Annotated in this window: 22 protein-coding genes; 11 read left to right on the forward strand and 11 right to left on the reverse strand. The window is 60.7% G+C overall.

Annotated features, from left to right (window positions below):
• The first annotated feature begins 36 nt into the window (after positions 1-36).
• The gene (locus AC0IYH_RS03555) at positions 37-636 is read left to right on the forward strand and encodes an FMN-dependent NADH-azoreductase (protein WP_471832975.1); all 600 of its coding nucleotides are present in this window, start codon (positions 37-39) and stop codon (positions 634-636) included.
• Between the two features lie 203 nt (positions 637-839).
• Positions 840-1706 (forward strand): carboxylate/amino acid/amine transporter, encoded by an 867-nt coding sequence (locus tag AC0IYH_RS03560; RefSeq protein WP_471832976.1) that lies wholly within the window; start codon positions 840-842, stop codon positions 1704-1706.
• Here AC0IYH_RS03560 and AC0IYH_RS03565 read toward each other — a convergent pair.
• Both AC0IYH_RS03565 and AC0IYH_RS03570 read right to left on the reverse strand, forming a co-directional pair.
• Positions 1696-2973: an OprD family porin gene (locus AC0IYH_RS03565; protein WP_471832978.1), complete on the reverse strand. Its 1278-nt coding sequence runs from the start codon at positions 2971-2973 to the stop codon at positions 1696-1698. The two genes, AC0IYH_RS03560 and AC0IYH_RS03565, sit on opposite strands and share 11 nt — an antisense overlap.
• Positions 2974-3056: 83 nt before the next feature.
• Positions 3057-4355: a mechanosensitive ion channel family protein gene (locus AC0IYH_RS03570; protein ID WP_116626124.1), complete on the reverse strand. Its 1299-nt coding sequence runs from the start codon at positions 4353-4355 to the stop codon at positions 3057-3059.
• 193 nt (positions 4356-4548) lie between these two features.
• Here AC0IYH_RS03570 and AC0IYH_RS03575 point away from each other — a divergent pair, with 193 nt between their 5' ends.
• Positions 4549-5895 carry a DEAD/DEAH box helicase gene (locus tag AC0IYH_RS03575; RefSeq protein WP_116626125.1) on the forward strand — a complete coding sequence of 449 codons (1347 nt, stop codon included), beginning with the start codon at positions 4549-4551 and terminating at the stop codon, positions 5893-5895.
• A 49-nt stretch (positions 5896-5944) separates the two neighbouring features.
• On the opposite strand, the gene AC0IYH_RS03580 is transcribed toward AC0IYH_RS03575, so the two are convergent.
• Positions 5945-6220, reverse strand: coding sequence for a hypothetical protein (locus AC0IYH_RS03580; RefSeq protein ID WP_471832979.1), 276 nt, complete (start codon positions 6218-6220; stop codon positions 5945-5947).
• Positions 6221-6377: 157 nt separating this feature from the next.
• Between AC0IYH_RS03580 and AC0IYH_RS03585 the strand changes: the two genes are divergently transcribed.
• On the forward strand, positions 6378-6767 hold the full coding sequence (locus tag AC0IYH_RS03585) for a transcriptional regulator (RefSeq protein WP_116626127.1): 390 nt from the start codon (positions 6378-6380) through the stop codon (positions 6765-6767).
• A 127-nt stretch (positions 6768-6894) separates the two neighbouring features.
• Here the strand turns inward: AC0IYH_RS03585 and AC0IYH_RS03590 are convergent, their stop codons facing one another.
• The 3 genes from AC0IYH_RS03590 to AC0IYH_RS03600 form a co-directional block, all read right to left on the reverse strand.
• Positions 6895-7761, reverse strand: coding sequence for a DUF6279 family lipoprotein (locus AC0IYH_RS03590; RefSeq protein WP_116626128.1), 867 nt, complete (start codon positions 7759-7761; stop codon positions 6895-6897).
• 66 nt (positions 7762-7827) lie between these two features.
• Entirely contained in the window at positions 7828-8550 is a 723-nt protein-coding gene (locus AC0IYH_RS03595; RefSeq protein ID WP_471832980.1) for a TorF family putative porin, read from the reverse strand.
• Between the two features lie 205 nt (positions 8551-8755).
• Positions 8756-8935, reverse strand: coding sequence for a hypothetical protein (locus AC0IYH_RS03600; protein WP_003193095.1), 180 nt, complete (start codon positions 8933-8935; stop codon positions 8756-8758).
• 322 nt (positions 8936-9257) lie between these two features.
• Here AC0IYH_RS03600 and AC0IYH_RS03605 point away from each other — a divergent pair, with 322 nt between their 5' ends.
• From AC0IYH_RS03605 to AC0IYH_RS03615, 3 genes are all read left to right on the forward strand, one after another.
• Positions 9258-10094, forward strand: a complete 837-nt coding sequence (locus tag AC0IYH_RS03605; protein ID WP_471832981.1) for a CvfB family protein — start codon at positions 9258-9260, stop codon at positions 10092-10094.
• 52 nt (positions 10095-10146) lie between these two features.
• Entirely contained in the window at positions 10147-10545 is a 399-nt protein-coding gene (locus AC0IYH_RS03610) for a DUF2177 family protein (protein ID WP_116626131.1), read from the forward strand.
• A 186-nt stretch (positions 10546-10731) separates the two neighbouring features.
• Positions 10732-12174 (forward strand): NCS1 family nucleobase:cation symporter-1, encoded by a 1443-nt coding sequence (locus AC0IYH_RS03615; protein WP_116626132.1) that lies wholly within the window; start codon positions 10732-10734, stop codon positions 12172-12174.
• On the opposite strand, the gene AC0IYH_RS03620 is transcribed toward AC0IYH_RS03615, so the two are convergent.
• Positions 12086-13291: an MFS transporter gene (locus tag AC0IYH_RS03620; protein ID WP_471832982.1), complete on the reverse strand. Its 1206-nt coding sequence runs from the start codon at positions 13289-13291 to the stop codon at positions 12086-12088. The two genes, AC0IYH_RS03615 and AC0IYH_RS03620, sit on opposite strands and share 89 nt — an antisense overlap.
• Positions 13292-13394: 103 nt before the next feature.
• Between AC0IYH_RS03620 and ptrR the strand changes: the two genes are divergently transcribed.
• Positions 13395-14288 carry a putrescine utilization regulator PtrR gene (ptrR, locus tag AC0IYH_RS03625; protein WP_471832983.1) on the forward strand — a complete coding sequence of 298 codons (894 nt, stop codon included), beginning with the start codon at positions 13395-13397 and terminating at the stop codon, positions 14286-14288.
• A 142-nt stretch (positions 14289-14430) separates the two neighbouring features.
• A complete protein-coding gene (locus tag AC0IYH_RS03630; protein ID WP_256347311.1) occupies positions 14431-14553 on the forward strand; it encodes a PA1414 family protein in 123 nt (40 codons plus the stop codon).
• A 206-nt stretch (positions 14554-14759) separates the two neighbouring features.
• Here AC0IYH_RS03630 and AC0IYH_RS03635 read toward each other — a convergent pair whose 3' ends face one another.
• The 4 genes from AC0IYH_RS03635 to speB are packed head-to-tail and all read right to left on the reverse strand — an operon-like array spanning position 14760 to position 19069.
• Complete coding sequence (locus AC0IYH_RS03635) at positions 14760-16142, reverse strand: sodium:solute symporter family protein (RefSeq protein WP_116626136.1); 1383 nt, start codon at positions 16140-16142, stop codon at positions 14760-14762.
• Between the two features lie 24 nt (positions 16143-16166).
• Entirely contained in the window at positions 16167-17678 is a 1512-nt protein-coding gene (locus AC0IYH_RS03640; protein ID WP_471832984.1) for a purine-cytosine permease family protein, read from the reverse strand.
• A 21-nt stretch (positions 17679-17699) separates the two neighbouring features.
• Positions 17700-18119, reverse strand: a complete 420-nt coding sequence (locus AC0IYH_RS03645) for a YybH family protein (RefSeq protein ID WP_471832985.1) — start codon at positions 18117-18119, stop codon at positions 17700-17702.
• A complete protein-coding gene (gene speB / locus AC0IYH_RS03650; protein ID WP_101272391.1) occupies positions 18119-19069 on the reverse strand; it encodes an agmatinase in 951 nt (316 codons plus the stop codon). The genes AC0IYH_RS03645 and speB overlap by 1 nt, the downstream gene beginning before the upstream one ends.
• A gap of 149 nt (positions 19070-19218) precedes the next feature.
• On the opposite strand from speB, the gene AC0IYH_RS03655 reads away from it, so the two are divergent.
• Both AC0IYH_RS03655 and AC0IYH_RS03660 read left to right on the forward strand, forming a co-directional pair.
• Positions 19219-20112 carry a LysR family transcriptional regulator gene (locus AC0IYH_RS03655; protein WP_078049670.1) on the forward strand — a complete coding sequence of 298 codons (894 nt, stop codon included), beginning with the start codon at positions 19219-19221 and terminating at the stop codon, positions 20110-20112.
• A gap of 6 nt (positions 20113-20118) precedes the next feature.
• Positions 20119-20724 (forward strand): tRNA-uridine aminocarboxypropyltransferase, encoded by a 606-nt coding sequence (locus AC0IYH_RS03660; protein ID WP_471832986.1) that lies wholly within the window; start codon positions 20119-20121, stop codon positions 20722-20724.
• Positions 20725-20799 lie beyond the last annotated feature (75 nt).

Genomic DNA, 20799 nt, shown 5'->3' on the forward strand with positions numbered 1-20799 from the left:
CGACTTACAGCAAATACAGATGGAGCCTACGAAGCCATGTCCAATGTTCTGATCATCGAAAGCAGCGCCCGCCAGCAGGACTCGATCTCCCGCCAACTGACCCGGCAGTTCATCAGCCAATGGCAAGCGGCCCACCCGGCGGATCAGATCAGCGTGCGTGACGTGGCCCTCAACCCGGTGCCGCACCTGGACGCAGACTTGCTCGGCGGCTGGATGAAGCCCGCCGATCAGCGCAACGGCAACGAACAGGCTTCCCTCGACCGCTCCAACGAATTGACCGATGAACTGCTGGCCGCCGACGTGCTGGTGATGGCCGCGCCGATGTACAACTTCGCGATCCCCAGCACCCTTAAAGCCTGGTTGGACCACGTGCTGCGCGCCGGTGTGACCTTCAAGTACACACCGACCGGCCCTCAGGGGTTGCTCACCGGCAAGCGCGCCATTGTGTTGACCGCCCGTGGCGGCATCCACACCGGTGCCAGCTCCGACCACCAGGAACCGTACCTGCGCCAGGTGATGGGCTTTATCGGCATCCACGACGTCACGTTCATTCATGCCGAGGGCGTGAACCTGAGCGGTGACTTCCAGGAAAAGGGCATCAACCACGCCAAGGCGCTGTTGGCCCAGGTGGCCTGATCGTTTAATCGTCACATAATCGGGTGGTGTTTATATCCACCCACGCAAACCCTTCAAGTACGCGTAACGAACCTCCCTTTGCACTTTTTGCTCCTGAGTGCTCCTGCCCGACTGACGCTTTAGCGAGGTCGGGTTTTTTTTGCCTCGAGTTTCTTCAACCGCCGAAAACCTTTAATGTCGCGCCCATTCGAAACGAGGCGCGCATGGGCTATCTACTGGTTGTCACCCTGATTCAGGCATTTTCCTTCAGCTTGATCGGCGAATACCTCGCCGGTCACGTCGACAGCTACTTCGCCGTGCTGGTGCGCGTGGTGCTGGCCGGGCTGGTATTTATCCCGCTGACCCGCTGGCGCTCGGTGGAACCGGCCTTCATGCGCGGCATGCTGGTGATCGGCGCGTTGCAGTTCGGTATCACCTACGTATGCCTGTACCTGAGCTTTCGCGTGCTCACGGTGCCGGAAGTGCTGCTGTTTACCATCCTTACGCCATTGCACGTGACCCTGATCGAAGACGCCATCAACCGCCGCTTCAACCCTTGGGCGCTGATTGCCGCGCTGGTGGCGGTGGCGGGCGCGGCGGTGATCCGTTTCGACCAGATCACCCCGCACTTCCTGATGGGCTTTTTGCTGCTGCAACTGGCCAACTTCACCTATGCCGCCGGGCAGGTGATGTACAAGCACCTGGTAGCACGTCATCCAAGCGACCTGCCGCACTACCGGCGCTTCGGGTATTTCTACCTCGGCGCGTTGATCGTGGTGTTGCCGGCATTCCTGATGTTCGGCAAGAGCAACTTCCTGCCGGACGCGCCGCTGCAATGGGGCGTGCTGGTGTTCCTTGGCCTGGTCAGCACCGCGCTGGGCATGTACTGGTGGAACAAGGGCGCCTGCCTGGTCCACGGCGGCACCCTGGCGGTGATGAACAACCTGCATGTGCCGGTGGGCCTGTTGCTCAACCTGCTGATCTGGAACCAGCACGAACCGCTGGGCCGCCTGGCCCTCGGCGGGTTGGTGATTGTGGGTGCGGTGTGGATCAGTCGCCTGGGCGTGCGTTCGGCCGTCGCTAAAGCTTGATCGGGTATTCGACCACCACGTACACACGGTCGATATCGTCGCCGGCCTGGGCACTGTTGGCGCGGTGGCTGACATGGGATAGCTGCACCGACAGGTCCTTGGCCGGGCCGGATTGCACTACGTAATGCAGGTCGATATCGCGTTCCCAGTGGCGGCCGCCGCTGCCTTGCTGGGGTTGGTACGCACCGCTGTCGGCATCCAAAGGGTTGTAGGCGCCGCCCAGGGGCGCGTGGGTGCCGTCGATGCCGCGGCCGGTCACGTAGCGGGTCATGAACTTCAGGCCGGGAATGCCGAAGGTGGCGAGGTTGAGGTCGTAGCGCAGTTGCCAGGAGCCTTCGCCGGGGCCGTTGAAGTCGGCGTATTTGATCGAGTTGGCGAGGTAGATGGAGTCGCCGCCGACGAAGTCGAAGGGCGTGTTGCCGTTGATCTTCTGATAGGCCAGGGTCACCGATTGTGCGCCGAAGCTGTACTTGCCGGCCAGGCTGTAGGCGGTGTTGGCGATGGCGCCGGCCACGGCGCGGCCTTGATCTTCGCTGCGGTAGATATTGCTGTCCAACAGCCAGTCGGCCGGCGACCAGTGCAGGTTGGCGTAGTACTGGCGCCAGGTGTCGCTCAATTGCGAGGTGTACAGGGCGCCCCCCACGGGCTGGCCTTCGAAGAATTGCCCGCCGATAAAGTCGATGGCGCCGCTGCGGGTGCTGGCGCCATAACCATCGAAATCGCCATGCCCGCTGGACGCGTCCTGGTTCTTGAAGGCGGTAAAGTGGCCGGCCTGCCAGTGCAGGGCGTCGATGTCGCGGCTGTCGATCAGCAGGCCGCTGGCGTATTCGGGTTGCAGGCGTTTGTCCGAGGTGTCGAACACTGGCGTTTCGACGGTCATTTCGCCCACCGACAGGGTGGTTTTCGCCAGGCGCAGCTTGAGTGCGCCGCCCGCACTGGAATAATTGCGCTCACTGCGCCCGTCGCTGTCCACGGGTAACAGGCCGGTGCCGGAGTGGCCTTTGCCGCCATCGAGTTTCAGGCCGACAAACGCGTGGGCATCGACCCCCACGCCAAGCGTGCCCGGTGTGAACCCGGAGGTGAATGCGGCAATAAAGCCCTGGGCCCATTCTTCCTTGTGGGGTTTGCTCGCGGGGGAGCGCTCTTTGTTGTCGAGGTAGAAATTGCGGCTGAGCACATCGAGGCTTGAATCCTCGATAAACCCCGCCGCCATCACGCTGTTGCAAGTGCCGGCCAGCAGCAGTGAGTACAAGGTTGGAGCGCGCATCGGCGTTGCCTCAAAGGATTTCCAATGAGGCCAAGAGTCGCCAAATGTTCCGCGCAGTGATTGGATGGCTGTGCTGAATCGCTCTAGATCAAGGCTTTTTGCGGTTCAGGCAAATGACTTGCACCCAGCACCGCAGGCAACATCCCCGCGCGCAAATCATTGCCGCTCGGCTGCTGGTACAAACTCAAGCCAAACTCCGGCAACACCGCCAGCAGGTAATCGAAGATATCGCCCTGGATCCGCTCGTAATCGGCCCACGCCGTGGTGCGGGTGAAGCAGTAGATCTCCAGCGGCACGCCCTGGGCGGTGGTTTGCATCTGGCGCACCATGCAGGTCATGTTCGGCTGTATGTCCGGGTGGCTTTTCAGGTAGGCCAGGGCATAGGCGCGGAAGGTGCCTAGGTTGGTCATGCGCCGGCGGTTGGCCGACAGTTGCGCGCTGTTGCCCTGGGCTTCGTTCCAGGCCTTGAGTTCGGCCTGTTTGCGGCTGATGTAGTCGGTGAGCAAATGCACCTGGGTCATGCGTACTTCTTCGTCGTCATGCAAAAAGCGCACGCCGCTGGCGTCGATATACAGGCTGCGCTTGATGCGGCGCCCACCGGAGGCCTGCATGCCGCGCCAGTTCTTGAACGACTCGGACATCAGGCGCCAGGTGGGGATGGAGACGATGGTCTTGTCGAAATTCTGCACCTTGACGGTGTGCAGGGTGATGTCCACCACATCGCCGTCGGCGCCGACCTGGGGCATCTCGATCCAGTCGCCGACGCGCAGCATGTCGTTGCTGGTCAGTTGCACGCTGGCGACGAACGACAGCAGCGTGTCCTTGTACACCAACAGAATTACGGCCGACATCGCACCGAGGCCGGACAGCAGCAACAGCGGCGAGCGGTCGATCAAGGTGGCGACGATGATGATCGCGGCAAACACGAACAGCACCATCTTGGCCAACTGCACGTAACCCTTGATCGAGCGCGTGCGCGCATGTTCGGTGCGCGCGTAGATGTCCAGCAGCGCATTGAGCAGGGCGCTCACGGCCAGGGTCATGAACAGGATGGTGAGCGCCAGTGCGACGTTGCCGATGAACAGGATCGCGGTTTTGCTCAGGTCCGGCACCAGGTACAGGCCGAACTGGATCACCAGCGACGGCGTCATCTGTGCCAGGCGGTGAAAGACTTTGTTGTGCCGCAGGTCATTGAGCCAGTGCAGCGCCGGTTGCCGGCCGAGCAATTTGACGGCGTGGAGGATGAGGTAGCGCGCCACCCGTCCGAGCAGCAGGGCCACCACCAGCAACACCAGCAAGCCGAGGCTGGCATGCAGCAGCGGGTGTTCGTCGAGGGCGCCCCAGAGGTCCTGGGCATTGAGCCAGAGCTGTTTGATATCCATGGGTAAAACCAAATCTTCTGTAAGACAACACGGGGCGATTAGAGCATTTAAGTGCGGCAAAGTTGACGTTCTGGACAAATGCCCTGACAAAAAAGCCGCTGATTAGCACCGTTCGCGTAAAGACACTCGGTTTGGGCGCCCGAAACCGGTACCCTATGCAGCTGATTTTTTGTATTTCTTCGAGGTAGCACCCGTGTTTTCCCAATTCGCCCTGCACGAACGCCTGCTCAAAGCCGTGGCCGAGCTTAAATTTGTCGAGCCTACGCCTGTGCAAGCAGCGGCCATCCCGCTCGCGCTCGAAGGGCGTGACCTGCGGGTGACGGCACAAACCGGCAGCGGCAAGACCGCCGCTTTCGTCCTGCCGGTCCTGAACCGCCTGATCGGCCCGGCCAAGGTCCGCGTCAGCATCAAGACCCTGATCCTGCTGCCAACTCGCGAGCTGGCCCAGCAGACCTTGAAGGAAGTGGAGCGCTTCTCGCAGTTCACCTTCATCAAGTCCGGCATCATTACCGGCGGCGAAGACTTCAAGGTCCAGGCCGCCATGCTGCGCAAGGTGCCGGATATCCTGATCGGCACCCCGGGCCGCATGATCGAGCAACTCAACGCCGGCAACCTCGACCTCAAGGAAGTCGAAGTGCTGGTGCTGGATGAAGCCGACCGTATGCTCGACATGGGCTTCGCCGACGACGTGCAGCGCCTTGTAGGCGAGTGCGTCAACCGTCAGCAGACCATGCTGTTCTCCGCCACCACTGGCGGTTCGACCCTGCGCGACATGGTCGCCAAGGTCCTGAACAACCCTGAGCACTTGCAGGTCAACAACGTCAGCGACCTGAACGCGACCACGCGTCAGCAGATCGTGATGGCCGACCACAACGTGCACAAAGAGCAGATCTTGAACTGGCTGTTGGCCAACGAGACCTATCAGAAGGCCATCGTGTTCACCAACACACGCGCTGCGGCTGACCGTATCTACGGTCGTCTGGTGGCCCAGGACTACAAAACCTTCGTCCTGCACGGTGAGAAAGATCAGAAAGACCGCAAGCTGGCGATTGATCGCCTCAAGCAGGGCGGCGTGAAGATCCTGGTAGCCACCGACGTTGCCGCGCGCGGCCTCGACGTGGATGGCCTGGACATGGTGATCAACTTCGACATGCCCCGCAGCGGCGATGAGTACGTACACCGTATCGGCCGTACCGGGCGTGCCGGCAATGATGGCCTGGCCATCTCGCTGATCTGCCACGGCGACTGGAACCTGATGTCGAGCATCGAACGCTACCTCAAGCAGTCGTTCGAGCGCCGCACCATCAAGGAAGTCAAAGGCACCTACACGGGGCCGAAGAAGGTCAAGGCGTCGGGCAAGGCGGTTGGCGTGAAGAAGAAAAAGACCGACGCCAAGGGCGACAAGAAGAAAACCGGCGCCAAGTCGCCGACCAAGCGCAAAATCGCCAACCGGCCGAAGACCGACAATCTGTCGCTCGTCAGCAAGGACGGCATGGCGCCGCTCAAGCGCCGCAAGCCAGAAGCGCCAGCCGCCGAGTAACACGGGGCTGATGTGAAAAAACCGGACGCTGTCCGGTTTTTTTATGCCCTCAGTTTTTAGCCTTGGCGGCGGCTTCCTTCAATTCTTTCATGCGCGCGTCGATCAATTGGCACTTGTCGGGGAATTCCGCGCTTTCAGTGTCGAGGTCCATCTTCTGCAGTTCGGCGTTCATTTCCTTGGCTTTGGTCGGGTTCTGCTCGGTCAATTGGGTGACTTCCTTGGCCAGTGCTTCGCGCTTGGCCGTGGCCTCTTCCGGGGTGCAGGCCCAGGCGGGTAGGGCGCTGAGCAGTGCGGCGGCGACGGCCAAGTTCATCAGGGTGTTCATGGTTGGGACCTCCTTGGTGATGATGTGCTGTTGAGGCGGTGAACGTCTGGAAAGTTCAGAGAAATGACGGCTGTCCGGCCGGTTGAACGGCGGGCGGCGCGCTGGGGTCACACCTTTTGACGGGCTACTTTTCCACCGGCCTGCAGGAGGAATCAGGATGACGACTTACAACTGGGATTTGATCGAACGTCTGCTGCACGAAGTGCAGAACGGCGAAGGCAGCTTCGCGCCGCGCAAGTATGCCGAGCAGGAAGCAGCCGAGAAGGCCACGGCGGGCGAGGATACGGGCAATCTGGATGCGTTGAAAAAAACTGCCGCGGATTACGAAGCGCTGTTGTTCAAGCGTGGGTTTATTGAGTCGCGGCCGGAGGATCAGGGCGGCAATGGTGAGAACTTCATCCTGACCCCGCTCGGCGCGCAGTTGCTGGCGCTGATCGACAGCTCGATTCCCGGCAATGATCACCCGCGCCAGGTGCTGGATGAGCAGGCGGATGCGCTGGACCCGGATACGTTTGCCGAGGTGGCCTCCAAGGCGCAGATCGCCTAACCGGCACAATACAGGTCAAATGTGGGAGGGGGCTTGCCCCCGATAGCGGAGTGTCAGGCAGCTTATCTATCACTGATGCACCGCTATCGGGGGCAAGTCGAATCGTCGCACCGCCCCTCCCACATTTTTAAATTGCGGCGGCCTTTAAGCATTTGAGGGCTTTGAAGTCGCTGCGTACACCGTCGATTTTTTGCGTCAGTTTCAAACGTTGTTGCACAGTACTTTCAGCCATCAAATCGACAATCAGGCTGCGTGCTGCGGCCTCCGTTTGGGCATACGCCGCGCGATACTCCGGGGTCCACAGGCTTTCACGATCCACCAGCAGCTGCTGCATCTTCTGCGCAAAGTCGGCGCTCCGGCGCTGCTGCACCGCCTCGATAAATTGCGCCTGCCAACGGGCGCGGTTGCCGATCCACTCCTGATTCTGCTCACCCAGGGCAATGGACCACGCGGTCACGCGGTTTTGCTGGCTGCTACTCAGCGGGCCCATCCACGTGTCCAGGCGTTTGCTCATGCGGGTGGCGCGCTCCTTGATCTGCTGGTCCAGTGGTGGCTTGAGGTATTCGTCTTGGCGTTTGCGCAGGTCCTTGGCCAGGGCGTTGTTCATTTCCTGGACTTGCTGATCATCCAGGCCTTTGAGCAGCTCGATCGCTGACGGCGTGATTTCACGGGCGACGTCGGCGATGGCTTGTTCGGCTTCGACAGTACGGGCCTTTAACGCGGCATCGGTGACCTGGTTGTCATCGACCATTTGTTGCAGGCGATCCAGCCAATCCAGGTAGCCAGGCAATTGCGTGGTGCAGTGCCAGGCCAGGTGTTCCTTGAGTTTGTCGTTGAACCAGCTCTTTTGCCCGGCGTTCATGTCCAGGTAGTCGTTGAGGGTCCAGGGGATGATCACGTCCAGATTGCGGTAGGCCAGGCCCACGCGGCTGCAACTGGCGAGCGCCAGGCTCAGGGTCAGCAATACCAGCAGTAGTTTGAGCCGACGCAGCATGAGTGAGTCCTTGGGCAGAGGGAGTTAATGCATGTGAACCTGCGGCGCGCGCGACAGTTCAGCCCATCAATAAAACGACCGCGCTGCCTTCAGCGTCAACAGGCCATCGCATTGCGAATTGTGTCCGGAGTAGGCCGAGCAATCGCCGCCGCTGAGGCTGGAGTCGCTGTAGATCAGGTTCAGGTCAACGCCCATCCACTGCCGAGAGAACTGCACCGACCAGTCGCTGAAGGTGCTGATGGAGCCGTTTGCCACCGACACCGGGGTGCCCAGCTGATGGGTGGTGTATTTCATGCTGACGCCGATGCCGAACGGCTGTGTGCCCCCCAGGTCGGCAAACAGCGTGCTGTCCTGGCGGTCCGGGTCGTTGCTGAACGAGGCGCCGAAGCGGTTGCCCAGCAGGTTCAGGCCGCCGTAGAACTCCTGGCTGTCGAGGGGGCTGAGCTTGGGGTAGCTGTAGTGGATCAGGCCCACTTCGTAGCCCAGAGTCTGGTCGAAGGGGTGTTTGAAGCCCATGTAGGAATCGACTTCGAGGTTGGTGCTGGGGGACAGGCCCATGCTCGGCGAAAACTGCCCGAAATACAGGCCGCTGTCGTGGCTCAGGTCGAGGCCGCCATGGAACGCGTCACTGCCTGGCGAGGTCGGTTTGACCAGGCCCTGAGCCATGCTGCGGCTGGGAGTGGTGCCCAATTTCAGGTCGAAGTCGCCCAATTCCCGCTGGAAGATCTGCGCTTCGGCGAGGGGGCTGGCGGCCAGGGCTGCGAGCAGGGAAATGCAGGGTTTGAGCATGCTTCACTCCATGAAAAGCGAGGAGCAGTAACGAAAAAGGGCGGCAGAGGCCCGTGCTAGACGTGTGCAAGGATACCGGCGAATGCCCGGCGGTGAGGCCCGTTCGTCGATTAGCGTGATATTGGGTGTTTCAGGAGGGTGTCTCGTGCTCTAGTCCTAGCGCCTTGAAGGCAAGGCGCTTAGGGACCAGGTGTATTGCGCGGTGTTACTTTTTACCCAGGCTGATCTGCTTGGACGGGCCGAAAGTCTGGCCGCTCACGCCCTTGGCAATTTGCTGGATTTCGCCGCCGGACTTGAGGAAAGCAGCAATCTGGCTGTTGATCGATTCGCTCGTTTCAACGGCGGGAGCTGGCTTTGCTTTGCTGTTGGATGCTTTTACACGCATGGCGGCCACTAACCTGTAGAAAATTAACTTGGCCAGGCATCGTACAGGAAATACTTGACAATTGCTTGGCAAATATCCTCCAGGAATAAGTGCTGCGGATGGAAATAGCCAAAGTTCGTCCTTGAAATAAGCGGCTAACTTACTGTTTTGACTCGAAACCACTGCGCGAATCAGTGCGGGCCGCATGGCAAAATTCAGCCACGTGATCGGACGAGCGGGGCGGGGCCAGTAGAACGCCACGCCAGCCCGTGATTTGCAAGGCGCGCGCGCGTAGCGGGCGCAACTCGGGTAGAATGCCGCCCACGCAATGAGGGTATTGGAAATGGCTTTAGTCGGGCGCTACAACAGTTTGCAAGTGGTTAAACATACTAACTTTGGTTTGTACCTGGACGGTGCGCAAGACGGTGAAATCCTCTTGCCTAATCGGTACATCCCCAAAGATATTCCCAGTGAAGATGAAGACTGGCTTAACGTTTTCATTTATCTGGACAGCGATGACAAACTTATCGCCACGACTGAAAAGCCGAAAGTTCAAGTGGGCGAGTTCGCCAGTTTGAAAGTAGTCGAAGTCAACAGCATTGGTGTATTCCTCGACTGGGGTTTGCCAAAGGACCTGTTGCTGCCGTATTCGGAAGAAAAGCGCCAGATGACCGCCGGTGAGTATTGTGTGGTGCACGTCTACCTCGACAAGCACACCAAGCGCATCACCGCGACGGCGCGCCTTGATCGTTACCTGGACAAGACCCCGGCCAACTACCAGGTGGGCCAAGAAGTCGACCTGCTGGTGGCCGAGGCCACCGACATGGGCTTCAAGGCGATCATCAACAACAAGCATTGGGGCCTGATTCACAAGAACGAAGTGTTCAAGTTCCTGCGCCCGGGTAAAGAAGAAAAAGGCTTTATCAAAGAGATCCGCGCCGATGGCAACATCAGCCTGAGCCTGCAACCGGTCGGCCAGGAAGCGGCCTCCAGCCTTAACTCGAAGATCCTCGCCAAGTTGCGTGAAAACAACGGCAGCCTGCCGGTCAGCGACAAAAGCGACCCGGCGCTGATCAGCAACTTGTTCGGCGTGAGCAAGGGCAACTTCAAGAAGGCGATTGGTGCTCTCTACAAGCAGGGCCAGATCGTGATTCACGCGGATCGCATTGAACTAAGCTGAGTGCGGTTTGCTCTTCTGTAGGCGCCAACGGGCGCTTACAGAGGTTGCATCCATGTCCAAAAAATCGCTGTTCGCTTACCTCGGCACCTTGCTGGCTTTTTTGGTGCTCGACGGCCTCTGGCTCGGTGTTCTCATGGGCCCGACCTACAAATCCCTGCTGGGCCCGCTGATGCTTGATCAGCCGCGCCTGCTGCCCGCCGTGCTGTTCTATCTGCTGTATGCCCTCGGTTGTGTGGTGCTGGTGATCCTGCCAAGCGCCAGCTGGCAACGTGCCGCGCGCCTGGGTTCTTTGTTGGGATTGGTCGCCTACGGCACCTACGACTTAAGCAACTGGGCCACGCTGCAAGGCTGGTCGGCCGGGTTGGCGGTGATGGACATGGCGTGGGGCACCGTTCTGACGGCAGCCTGTTGTACGGTTGGCTACCTGTGTGCACATCGAGTGCACCAATGATTGTGTACAGGATTTATGTGCACCGTTGCTGAGCGCCGGCCCTTCTCATAAACCCTTTGGAACCCCGTTGTAGAGGGATTGTGTGCCATTGGCACGTATTCTGCTGACTCCTTCGTATACAAACCATGCCGCCTACCGTATGCACCCGCGACGGTAGCGCAGGCCGGTATTTCGAGGAGCCCAGCAATGACCGAACACTTGCCCAAAGGCTACAGCCCGCGCCTGTACAATCAGGACCTAGGCCCGCTGCCGCAAAAATGGACCTGGTACAACATCTTCGCCTTCTGGATGAGCGACGTGCACAGCGTCGGCGGCTATGTATTCGCCGCCAGCCTGTTTGCCCTGGGCCTCGCCAGCTGGCAGGTGTTGATCGCCTTGCTCGCCGGTATCTGCATCGTGCAGTTGATTGCCAACCTGGTCGCCAAGCCGAGCCAGCAAGCGGCAGTGCCGTATCCGGTGATCTGCCGGCTGGCCTTTGGGGTGTTTGGCGCGAATATTCCTGCGGTGATTCGCGGCCTGATCGCCGTGGCCTGGTACGGGATTCAGACCTACCTGGCGTCGAGCGCCTTGATCATCGTAGTGCTGCGGTTTTTCCCACAAATGGCGGTATATGCAGAACCGCATTTCGCCGGCTTGTCCTACTTGGGCTGGTTTGGTTTCCTCAGCCTCTGGGTGCTGCAGGCGGCGGTGTTCTGGGCTGGCATGGAGTCGATTCGCCGCTTTATCGATTGGGCGGGGCCGGTGGTGTACGCGGTGATGTTCGCGTTGGCGGGCTGGATTGTATGGAAAGCAGGCTGGGCGAATATCAGCTTTACCCTGTCGGAAAAATCCTTGTCGGGCTGGCAGGCCTTTGGCCAAGTGATTGTGGCGACGGCGCTGGTGGTGTCTTACTTCTCCGGGCCGACCCTGAATTTCGGCGACTTCAGCCGCTACTGCCGCAGCATGCAGGATGTGCGACGCGGTAACTTTTGGGGGCTGCCGGTGAATTTCCTGGCGTTTTCCCTTGTGACCGTGGTGATCGTATCGGGCACCTTGCCGGTGTTTGGCGAAATGCTCCACGACCCGATTGCCACCGTCTCGCGTATCGATAACAGCATGGCGGTGTTGCTCGGCGCCTTTGCCTTTGTCACCGCGACGATTGGTATCAACATTGTCGCCAACTTCGTGTCCCCGGCGTTTGACTTTGCCAACGTAGCGCCGAGCAAAATCAGCTGGCGTGCCGGCGGGATGATCGCGGCGGTGGCGTCAATCTTCATCACCCCGTGGAACCTGTTCAATAACCCGCTGATGATTCACTACACCCTGGATATCCTTGCGGCCTTCATTGGCCCGCTGTTCGGGATCCTGCTGGTGGATTTCTACCTGATCAAAAAGCAGAAAATCGACGTGGACGCGTTGTTCGATGACAGCCCGAGTGGGCGCTATTACTTCGATGGCGGCGTGAACTGGACGGCGGTCAAGGCACTGGTGCCCGCGACGCTGGTGGGCGTCGCGATCACCTTCACCCCGGCGTTGCAGGGCATGGCCAACTTCGCCTGGTTTACCGGGTGCTTCCTGGGTGGGCTGTTTTTCCTGGTGTTGGCGCGGCGCGAGCAGCTTCGCGCGCCAGCCCCGCTGGTTGCGGGCTAAGTAATATCCCGCCCGCCAGCAGCAGGCCTGCTCCGGCGATCACCAATGCCGGTTGCAGGCCGCCGCTGAGGTGGCTGCTTACCGATGCCAGCAACGGCCCGCTCAGTTGACCGATGGCAAAGCTGGCGGTGAGCAGCCCGGTGTTGCGCTGGTAGCCGTGGGGCGCCACGTCCCGCAAGCGCGCCATGACCAACTGCATGCACGCCAGGAACGGCGCGCCGCACAGCAACACACCCAACGCCAACCCCCAGCCGTTGCTCAGCAGGCAGGCAAAAACCCCCGCAGCTTGCAGCCATAAGGTGGTCATCAGCCAGCGACGGGTGGTGTCCGGGTCCTTGCGACGCAGGCTGGCGACTACCACGCCGATCGCCGCCGCCAGGCCAAAGCACGGCCAGAACAGATCCGCCTGCCAGGCGCCCTTGAACTGCGCGCTGGCCATCTGCGACAGAAACGTCGCCGGAATGATGTAGCCCAAGCCGTACAACACATAGATCCAGCACAGGTGCGCAATGCTGCCGTTGCTGCCTGCCTGCGTATGGCTGGCCACCGGTGTGCCGGTGGCGGGCTTGGGTAGAAAGGGCAGGATCGCCAGCAACATCACTAGCGCGACCACGCCATACACCAGCCATAACGTTGCGGAGTTTTGCCCCAGCAGGTTGGAGCCCAGCGCCAGCAACCCGGTCAGAAAAATCCCCAGGCCCGGGCCGGCGAACACCAGGGCGCCGAGACGTGGGCGCCCGGCGGCAATCGCCAGCGGCTGGCTCAGGCTGGTGATCATCACCAGGGCCCAGGCACTGGCCATACCGGTGCCAAAGCGCAACAGCAGGTGCGGCCAGAACCCATGGGCCCAGTACGACGCAAACGTCAGCAGCACGCACAGCCATAGGCCGCCATACAGGCGACCGCGCACATGGTGGTGGCTGCGGGCGAAGATCGAATCCACCGCACCGACGAAGTAGCCGAGGTAATTGGCCGCGGCAATCAGCCCGGCGCCGGTCAGGTCGATCTGCCCTTCGCTGAGCAGGTGCGGCATCTGCGGGGTGAGGGCGAAGCGGCCGATGCCCATGGCCATCATCAGGGCGACAAAGCTTGCGAGTAAGCGGATCAGGGGTGACATGTTCAGGTTTCCTGCAAAGAAGCGATGACCCTCAGGCTAAAGCGGATTGACTTTCTGTAAAATTGAATAATAGTGAGTAACTTGTTCAGTTTTGGAGAAAGGTATGGAGTTCAGTCAATTGCGCATCTTCCAGGCGGTGGCGGAGGAGGGCTCCATTACCCGGGCTGCCGAGCGCCTGCACCGCGTGCCATCGAACCTGTCGACCCGCCTCAAGCAAATGGAGGAGCAGTTGGGTGTAGAGCTGTTTGTGCGCGAGCGCCAGCGTTTGCAGCTTTCTCCTGCTGGCAAGGTGTTGCTGGACTACAGCACGCGCCTGCTGGCCCTGCATGACGAAGCCCATGGCGCCGTGCAAGGCGGGCAGCCGGCGGGCGATTTTGTCGTAGGCAGCATGTACAGCACGGCGGCGGTGCATTTGCCGAAGCTGTTGGCGCGCTATCACAAGTCGTATCCGATGGTGAACCTGCAGGTGCAGTCCGCGCCCAGCGGCGAGCTGCTTGAAGGCCTGATCACCGGGCGCCTGGATGCGGCCTTTGTCGACGGCCCAATCACAATCGCCACGCTGGACGGCGTGCCCCTGTGCGAAGAGCGCCTGGTGCTGATTTGCGAAGCCGACCATCCACCGGTGCGCGGGCCCCAGGACGTTGCTGGCCGCTCGGTGTTCACCTTCCGACGCAGCTGCGCCTACCGTGCGCGCCTGGAAACCTGGTTTTCCCACGAACGGGTGGCCATGGGGCGGGCCATCGAGATTGAGTCCTACCAGGGCATGCTGGCGTGCGTGATCGCCGGTTCCGGTGTGGCGCTGATGTCCGAATCCATGCTCGACAGCCTACCGGGCAAGGACAGCGTGTCCGTTCATCCGTTGACAGGGCCTTTTGCCACTGCGACCACCTGGCTGATGTGGCGAAAGGGTATGCTCGGCGCTAACCTCAATGCGTGGATCGACCTCCAGCAGGCGGGTAAGGCTGAGCTATTACCAGACACCCGCGCGATTGCTTGAACGATCAGTCAGGATTCGGATCAATTCAGTAATAGTTCGTTGTGCTTTCGTTCAAGCATTACGTAGGACTTAGGGCTACTATCAGTGTAGGAAAAGGCGACAGAACTTGCGCCTACCAGCATTACCCTCAAAGGGGGCAACCATGAAAGAGAAAATCCAAAACTGGCTCCATGACGTTGGGGTTGCACTGGGCTTGATCGAGCCTCCACTCCAACCGGTGCCGATTCGCACCGACGATGAGCAGCGTCGTCCACGCCGCCGGTAAAGTCCGCGCTCGCTGGGCCATGGCAGTTTTAAATGTGGGAGTGGGCTTGCCCGCGAGTGCGGTGTATCAGTCGATAAATCATTGACTGACTCACCGCACTCGCGGGCAAGCCCACTCCCACAGTTGTTTTATGCAAGGTCAAAAAAAACGGGCGCGACATCCGACGTCGCACCCGCTGAAGAAACCCTTCCAAGCATTATTCTTTCTTACACCGCCCGAGCCGCCACCGCTTGTGGCCGGCGCGACAGCAAACTCACCAGCACAAAGCTCACCAGGCCCACGGCCAGGCTGTAGTAGATCGGCGTGTTCGCGTCCAAACCATCTTTGATCATGAACGCCAGCGCAGTCACAAAGCCCAGGGCCATGGACGTGATTGCCCCCGACGTCGTCGCGCGCTTCCAGAAGATCGCCCCGATCAGCGGGATCAGCATGCCGCCCACCAACAGGTTGTAGGCCAGGGTCAGGGCGCTGATCACGTCGCTCACCACCAACGCAATACCCAGCACGGCAATGCCGGTCAGCAGGGTGAACAGGCGGTTGATGTTCAGGCTCGACTGTTTACCCCCGCGCAAACGCGGCAACAGGTCTTCAGTCAACACGGTGGATGCAGCCAGCAAGCCGGCACTGGCAGTGGACATCATCGCGGCCAGCGCAGCGGCAATCACCAGGCCACGGATGCCGTCGGGCAGCGACATTTTGACGATGGCCGCAAACGCGTTGTTGACGTTATCCAGGTCCGGAATCAACACATGCGCCGCCATACCAATCAGCGCGCAGGCCAGGCCGTAGAGGATGCAGTAGAAACCCGCGAAGGTGCCGGCGTACTTGGCCACTTTTTCGTCACGGGCGGTGAACACCCGTTGCCAGATGTCCTGGCCGATCAGGATGCCGAAGAAGTAGATCATGAAGTAGGTGATGATCGTGTCCCAGCCGATCGCGGTGAAGCTGAAGCTAGACGCTGGCAGCTTGGCCACCAGTTCGTCCCAGCCACCGACGCGGTACAGGCAGATCGGCAGCAGGATGAACATCAGTCCCACGGTCTTGATCACGAATTGCACGATGTCGGTGAGGGTCAGCGACCACATGCCGCCGATGGTCGAATAGACCACCACCACACCACCACCCAACAACACCGAAATCCAGAACGGCAGGCCGAACAGCACTTGCAGCACGGTGCCGATGGCCAGGATCGAGGTCACGCCGATCATCAGCGCGTAGGCCAGCATGATCACCGCACTGGCCTGGCGGGCCATGGGGTTGTAGCGTTTTTCCAGCACCTGGGTCACGGTGAAAATCTTCAGCTTCAGCAGCGGCTTGGCCAGGAACAGGTTCAGCGCAATGATCCCCATGCCCAGCGCGGCGCACAGCCAGAAGCCGGAGATGCCATGCACGTAACCCAGGCGCACGGTGCCGACGGTGGATGCACCGCCCAATACCGTGGCGGCCATGGTGCCCATGTACAGCGTCGGGCCCAGGTTGCGCCCGGCCACCAGGTAGTCTTCGTGGGTCTTGGCGCGGCGCATGCCGTAATAGCCGAGCACCAGCATGCCGGCGGCGTAGATGAGTACGACGAATAAATCCAAAGCCATGACGGCGATTCTCCGATTATTGTTTTATGCAGTGGGGACGCTTGCAGTGGCTATAGAGCTTTGTGTGGTGAGGGGGCTTGTTCCTCTGGGTCCATACACCTCTGCGGGCTCTGGAAACAGCCGAAGCAACGTCAGATAAACCACCGACGCCAACCCCAGCGTCACCGGCAAGCTGATATCGATGCCATCGGCCAAATTACCCAGCGGCCCGACAAACTGCCCCGGCAGGTTCACAAAACACAGCCCCACCAGCGCACTTGGAATCCACGCCCCCAGCCCGCGCCAGTTCCAGCCGTGGCTGAACCAGTAGCGGCCGCCGGTTTCACCACGGGTGAACACCTGCAGGTCATCCGGGCAGTAGAAGCCGCGACGCACGATCAGGCCGATGATCATCATCACCATCCACGGCGTGGTGCAGGTGATGATCAACACGGCAAAGGTCGACACGCTCTGCACCAGGTTGGCGGCGAAACGTCCGATAAAGATGAAGGCAATCGACATCACCCCAATCAGCAGCGTGGCCTTGACCCGCGACAGCAGCCGTGGGAACACGCTGGACATGTCCAGCCCGGTGCCATACAGCGAGGTGGTGCCGGTGGACATACCGCCGATCACCGCAATCAGGCACACCGGCAGGAAGAACCACGCCGGCGCCACCGCCAGCAAACCGCCGACATAGTTGTTGGCCGCGATGTAGTCCGGAGCCTTGATCGCCACGATGGTCGCGGTGGCCAGGCCGAACAGGAACGGGATCAAGGTGGCGATCTGTGCGAATACCACCGCCAGCATGATGCGCATCTTCGGCGTTTCACGTGGGATGTAGCGCGACCAGTCGCCGAGGAACGCACCGAAGGAAATCGGGTTGCTCATGGCCACCAGCGCGGCGCCGATAAAAGCCGCCCAGAAACCAGTCTGGCCCAAGGCGACGCTGCCGGCGAAATGACTGTCGAAGGCCGGCGCGAAGGCGAAGATACCGAGCAGAAACAGCAGGCTCGCTGCCCACACCGCAATGCGGTTGACCCACAGCATGAAGCGAAACCCGTAGATGCAAACGGTCAGCACCAGCAGGGCGAACAGGCCGTAAGCCAGGCCCAGGGTCAGGTCGGTTTCCGGCAGCCCCACCAGACGTTTCGCACCGCCTACCAGCGCATCGCCTGAACTCCACACCGACAGTGAGAAGAAGGCAATTGCCGTCAGCAGCGACAGAAACGAGCCGACAATCCGCCCATGCACACCAAAGTGCGCACCGGAGGACACAGCGTTGTTGGTGCCATTGATCGGCCCGAACAGGCCCATGGGTGCCAGGATCAGCGCACCCACCAGCACGCCCAGCACAATCGCCCAGACACCGGCCTGGAACGACAAGCCGAACAGCACCGGAAACGAGCCCAGCACGGCAGTGGCGAAGGTATTTGCACCGCCGAAGATCAGTCGAAACAGATCCTTGGGGCCTGCGGTACGTTCGTGGTCCGGGATCTGTTCGACCCCGTTGGTTTCTATCTTTCGAATACTTTTATCGTTGTTTTTATTATTCATGATCAGCTCCGATCACATTGGCTAAGGGGGCGGCAGCCCTTCCGGCATAGCGGACAAATGTTCGTGACAGGCCAGCCACAGGCCTTCTTGTTGTGTGCCAGACCCTTGCCGTTTGAAGACAATGGTCTCGCGTTCCTGGCTGAAAAATTGCTCCCCGTTCATGCGCAGCTCGGTGGCCACGTCATGAATAAAAATCGCCACGTCACCCTGCAGGCTGACAAAGGCGTTGTTCGAGGTGCACGACAACACCTCGAACCCCTCGTCCCGACGCCAGCGGTCCCACAACACCTGGTAGGCATCGCGGCTCAGCAGCGGCTGGGGGAGGGTGTAAAAGACAAAGCTGGCATCGGCCGTGAACGCCGCGAAGTAGGCTTCGCGGTCGTTGCGGGCGAAAGCCGACACCAGGTCGGCGGCGGCTTGCAACACCGGTTGCGCGCTCATCAGCGATGCGCCACGCCAGGTAGTACGCAGAGCATTTCGTACAGCAAGTTGGCGCCGAGCAGCGAGGTGTTGCCGGTGGTGTCGTAAGGCGGCGAAACTTCTACCAGATCACAACCAATCAGGTCGAGGCCCTGGCAGCCACGGATGATTTCGATCGCCTGGATGGTGGTCAGCCCGCCGATTTCCGGGGTGCCGGTGCCGGGCGCCCAGGCGGGGTCGATGCCGTCGATATCGAAGCTCAGGTACACCGGGCCGCCGCCGACTTTTTCGCGCACTTCGGCCATCAACGGCGCGAGCGAGTGGTGCCAGCATTCTTCGGCCTGGACCACACGGAAGCCCTGTTTGCGGCTCCAGTTGAAGTCTTCGGCGGTGTAGCCCTGGGCGCGCAGGCCGATTTGGACCACGCGGTCGCAGTCGAGCAGGCCTTCTTCCACTGCGCGGCGGAAGGTGGTGCCGTGGGCGATTTTCTCGCCGAACATATGGTCGTTGACGTCGGCGTGGGCATCGATGTGCACCAGCCCGACCTTGCCGTGTTTCTTGTGGATCGCGCGCAGGATCGGCAGGGTGATGGTGTGGTCGCCGCCCAGGGTCATGGGGATCACGTCGTGTTCGAGGATCTCGTCGTAGGCCTCTTCGATGATGCGCACGGCGTCCAGCAGGTTGAAGGTGTTGATCGCCACGTCGCCGATGTCGGCTACCGACAGCGAGTCAAACGGCGCGGCGCCGGTGGCCATGTTGTACGGGCGGATCATCACCGATTCGGCGCGGATTTCACGCGGCCCGAAGCGAGTGCCGGCGCGCAGCGAGGTGCCGATGTCCAGGGGCACGCCGACAAACGCGGCGTCCAGGCCCTTGGCCGACTGCAAGTGGGGAAGTCGCATCATGGTGGCGATGCCGGCGAAGCGCGGCATTTCGTTGCCGCCCAGTGGTTGGTGGAAAATCTTGTCCACGGGATTGCCTCATCGTTGTTTTGTTTATTAGGGGTCGATTCTGCGAAATGCGCCGGTACGAAAGAATCGGCAGGGGCAAATACTTAGTTCAGATTTTTCTAAACTAATGCCGGCGGGTAGACTGCCCGCATTCATCCCTGGAGCCGACCATGGCCAACGCCTTGCCCGACCTGAAACTCCTGCGCATCTTCGTCAGCGTCGTGCGGCACCAGGGGTTCGCCAATGCCCAGCACGAACTCAACCTGTCCACCTCGGCCATCAGCACGTATATGAGCCAGTTGGAAAGCGCCTTGGGCCTGGTGCTGTGCCATCGCGGGCGGGGAGGGTTCAGCCTGACCAGCAAGGGCGAGCTGTTCCACCATGAAACCCTGCGCCTGCTCGGTGAGCTCGAAGGCTTCGAGCAATACGCCGCCGCGCTCAAGGGCGAGTTGCGCGGCACTCTCAAACTCGGCGTGCTCGACTCCACCGTCAGCGACAAGGCCTTGCCGTTCGCCGAAGTGATCGGCGCCTACAGCCTGGAGCACCCGGCGGTGCACCTGCATTTGTCGGTGATGAGCCCTTATGAATTGCAGCTAGGCGTGCAGGACAACCGCCTCGACCTGGCCATCGGCGCCTTCTCCAACCGCATGAGCGGTCTGATCTACATGCCGCTGTACCGCGAGCAGCACTGGCTGTATTGCAGCACGCGGCATCCTTTATTCAACGAGCGACGCATCCCCGAGCAGGTCATCACCCAACAACGCATGGTCGGTCGCGGCTACTGGAGCCAGGCGGAACTCGCCCGTCACGGTTTCAAGCACAGCGCCGCCACGGTAGAAAGTATGGAAGCGCAGCTGATTCTGGTGCTGTCCGGCGCCTACATCGGCTACCTGCCCGAGCATTACGCCCAGGCCTGGGCCGACAAGGGAGACCTGCGCGTGTTGTTGCCAGCGACCTTCGGCTACCAGGCGCCATTCTCGATGATCATGCGCCGGGGCCGCAGCCGTGAACCGCTGATCCAGACCTTCCGCGATCTGCTCAAAGCCCAGCTCAACCAGGCCTGAAAAATCATGTCCAGACCCCAATGTTCCGAATGCCTGCGGCCGATCGCCCACTGCCTGTGCGCGCTGATCCCCAGCCTCGACAGCCGCACCCGCGTGTTGCTGTTGCAGCACCCGAGCGAGGTCAGCCACGCGCTGAATACCGCGCGGTTGGCGGCGTTGGGCTTGAATAATGCCCAGTTGGTGGTGGGAGAGGTGTTTGATGATTTGGCGAGGTTGTTGAGCCCGCCGGGTTATCAGGCGCGGCTGTTGTTTCCAGCCGATGATGCTCAAGTGTTGCAGGCTTACACACCATCGGATCAGCCGCTGTTGCTGGTGGTGCCCGATGGTACCTGGCGCAAGGCGCGCAAGTTGTTGCATCTGAACCCGCTGCTGGCGGCGTTGCCACGGGTAACGTTGGCCGAGGGTGGTGTGTCGCGTTATCGGTTGCGCAAGGCGCCGGGGCCGGGGGCGTTGTCGACTATCGAAGCCATTGTGCAGGCGTTGCAGGTATTGGAAGCGCCGGTGTCCTTCGAGCCGTTGCTCAAACCGTTCGAGGCGTTGATCGAAGGGCAGATTGCGGCGATGGGTGAGGAGGTGTTTCAGAGAAATCATGGCGACGGGCATTTGGGCTAGGCGGGGTATCGAGTCGCGGCCATCGGGGGCAAGCCCCCTCCCACTTTTGACTGTATTCGCAATTCAAGGGTGGGA

It is taken from the genome of Pseudomonas sp. AC463 (assembly GCF_979253585.1).

Coding starts and splice junctions, on each gene's coding strand:
- AC0IYH_RS03555 (WP_471832975.1), top strand. CDS start 37: ATGTCCAATGTTCTGATCATCGAAAGCAGCGCCCGCCAGCAGGACTCG.
- AC0IYH_RS03560 (WP_471832976.1), top strand. CDS start 840: ATGGGCTATCTACTGGTTGTCACCCTGATTCAGGCATTTTCCTTCAGC.
- AC0IYH_RS03565 (WP_471832978.1), bottom strand. CDS start 2,973: ATGCGCGCTCCAACCTTGTACTCACTGCTGCTGGCCGGCACTTGCAAC.
- AC0IYH_RS03570 (WP_116626124.1), bottom strand. CDS start 4,355: ATGGATATCAAACAGCTCTGGCTCAATGCCCAGGACCTCTGGGGCGCC.
- AC0IYH_RS03580 (WP_471832979.1), bottom strand. CDS start 6,220: ATGAACACCCTGATGAACTTGGCCGTCGCCGCCGCACTGCTCAGCGCC.
- AC0IYH_RS03585 (WP_116626127.1), top strand. CDS start 6,378: ATGACGACTTACAACTGGGATTTGATCGAACGTCTGCTGCACGAAGTG.
- AC0IYH_RS03590 (WP_116626128.1), bottom strand. CDS start 7,761: ATGCTGCGTCGGCTCAAACTACTGCTGGTATTGCTGACCCTGAGCCTG.
- AC0IYH_RS03595 (WP_471832980.1), bottom strand. CDS start 8,550: ATGCTCAAACCCTGCATTTCCCTGCTCGCAGCCCTGGCCGCCAGCCCC.
- AC0IYH_RS03600 (WP_003193095.1), bottom strand. CDS start 8,935: ATGCGTGTAAAAGCATCCAACAGCAAAGCAAAGCCAGCTCCCGCCGTT.
- AC0IYH_RS03605 (WP_471832981.1), top strand. CDS start 9,258: ATGGCTTTAGTCGGGCGCTACAACAGTTTGCAAGTGGTTAAACATACT.
- AC0IYH_RS03610 (WP_116626131.1), top strand. CDS start 10,147: ATGTCCAAAAAATCGCTGTTCGCTTACCTCGGCACCTTGCTGGCTTTT.
- AC0IYH_RS03615 (WP_116626132.1), top strand. CDS start 10,732: ATGACCGAACACTTGCCCAAAGGCTACAGCCCGCGCCTGTACAATCAG.
- AC0IYH_RS03620 (WP_471832982.1), bottom strand. CDS start 13,291: ATGTCACCCCTGATCCGCTTACTCGCAAGCTTTGTCGCCCTGATGATG.
- ptrR (WP_471832983.1), top strand. CDS start 13,395: ATGGAGTTCAGTCAATTGCGCATCTTCCAGGCGGTGGCGGAGGAGGGC.
- AC0IYH_RS03630 (WP_256347311.1), top strand. CDS start 14,431: ATGAAAGAGAAAATCCAAAACTGGCTCCATGACGTTGGGGTTGCACTG.
- AC0IYH_RS03635 (WP_116626136.1), bottom strand. CDS start 16,142: ATGGCTTTGGATTTATTCGTCGTACTCATCTACGCCGCCGGCATGCTG.
- AC0IYH_RS03640 (WP_471832984.1), bottom strand. CDS start 17,678: ATGAATAATAAAAACAACGATAAAAGTATTCGAAAGATAGAAACCAAC.
- AC0IYH_RS03645 (WP_471832985.1), bottom strand. CDS start 18,119: ATGAGCGCGCAACCGGTGTTGCAAGCCGCCGCCGACCTGGTGTCGGCT.
- AC0IYH_RS03655 (WP_078049670.1), top strand. CDS start 19,219: ATGGCCAACGCCTTGCCCGACCTGAAACTCCTGCGCATCTTCGTCAGC.
- AC0IYH_RS03660 (WP_471832986.1), top strand. CDS start 20,119: ATGTCCAGACCCCAATGTTCCGAATGCCTGCGGCCGATCGCCCACTGC.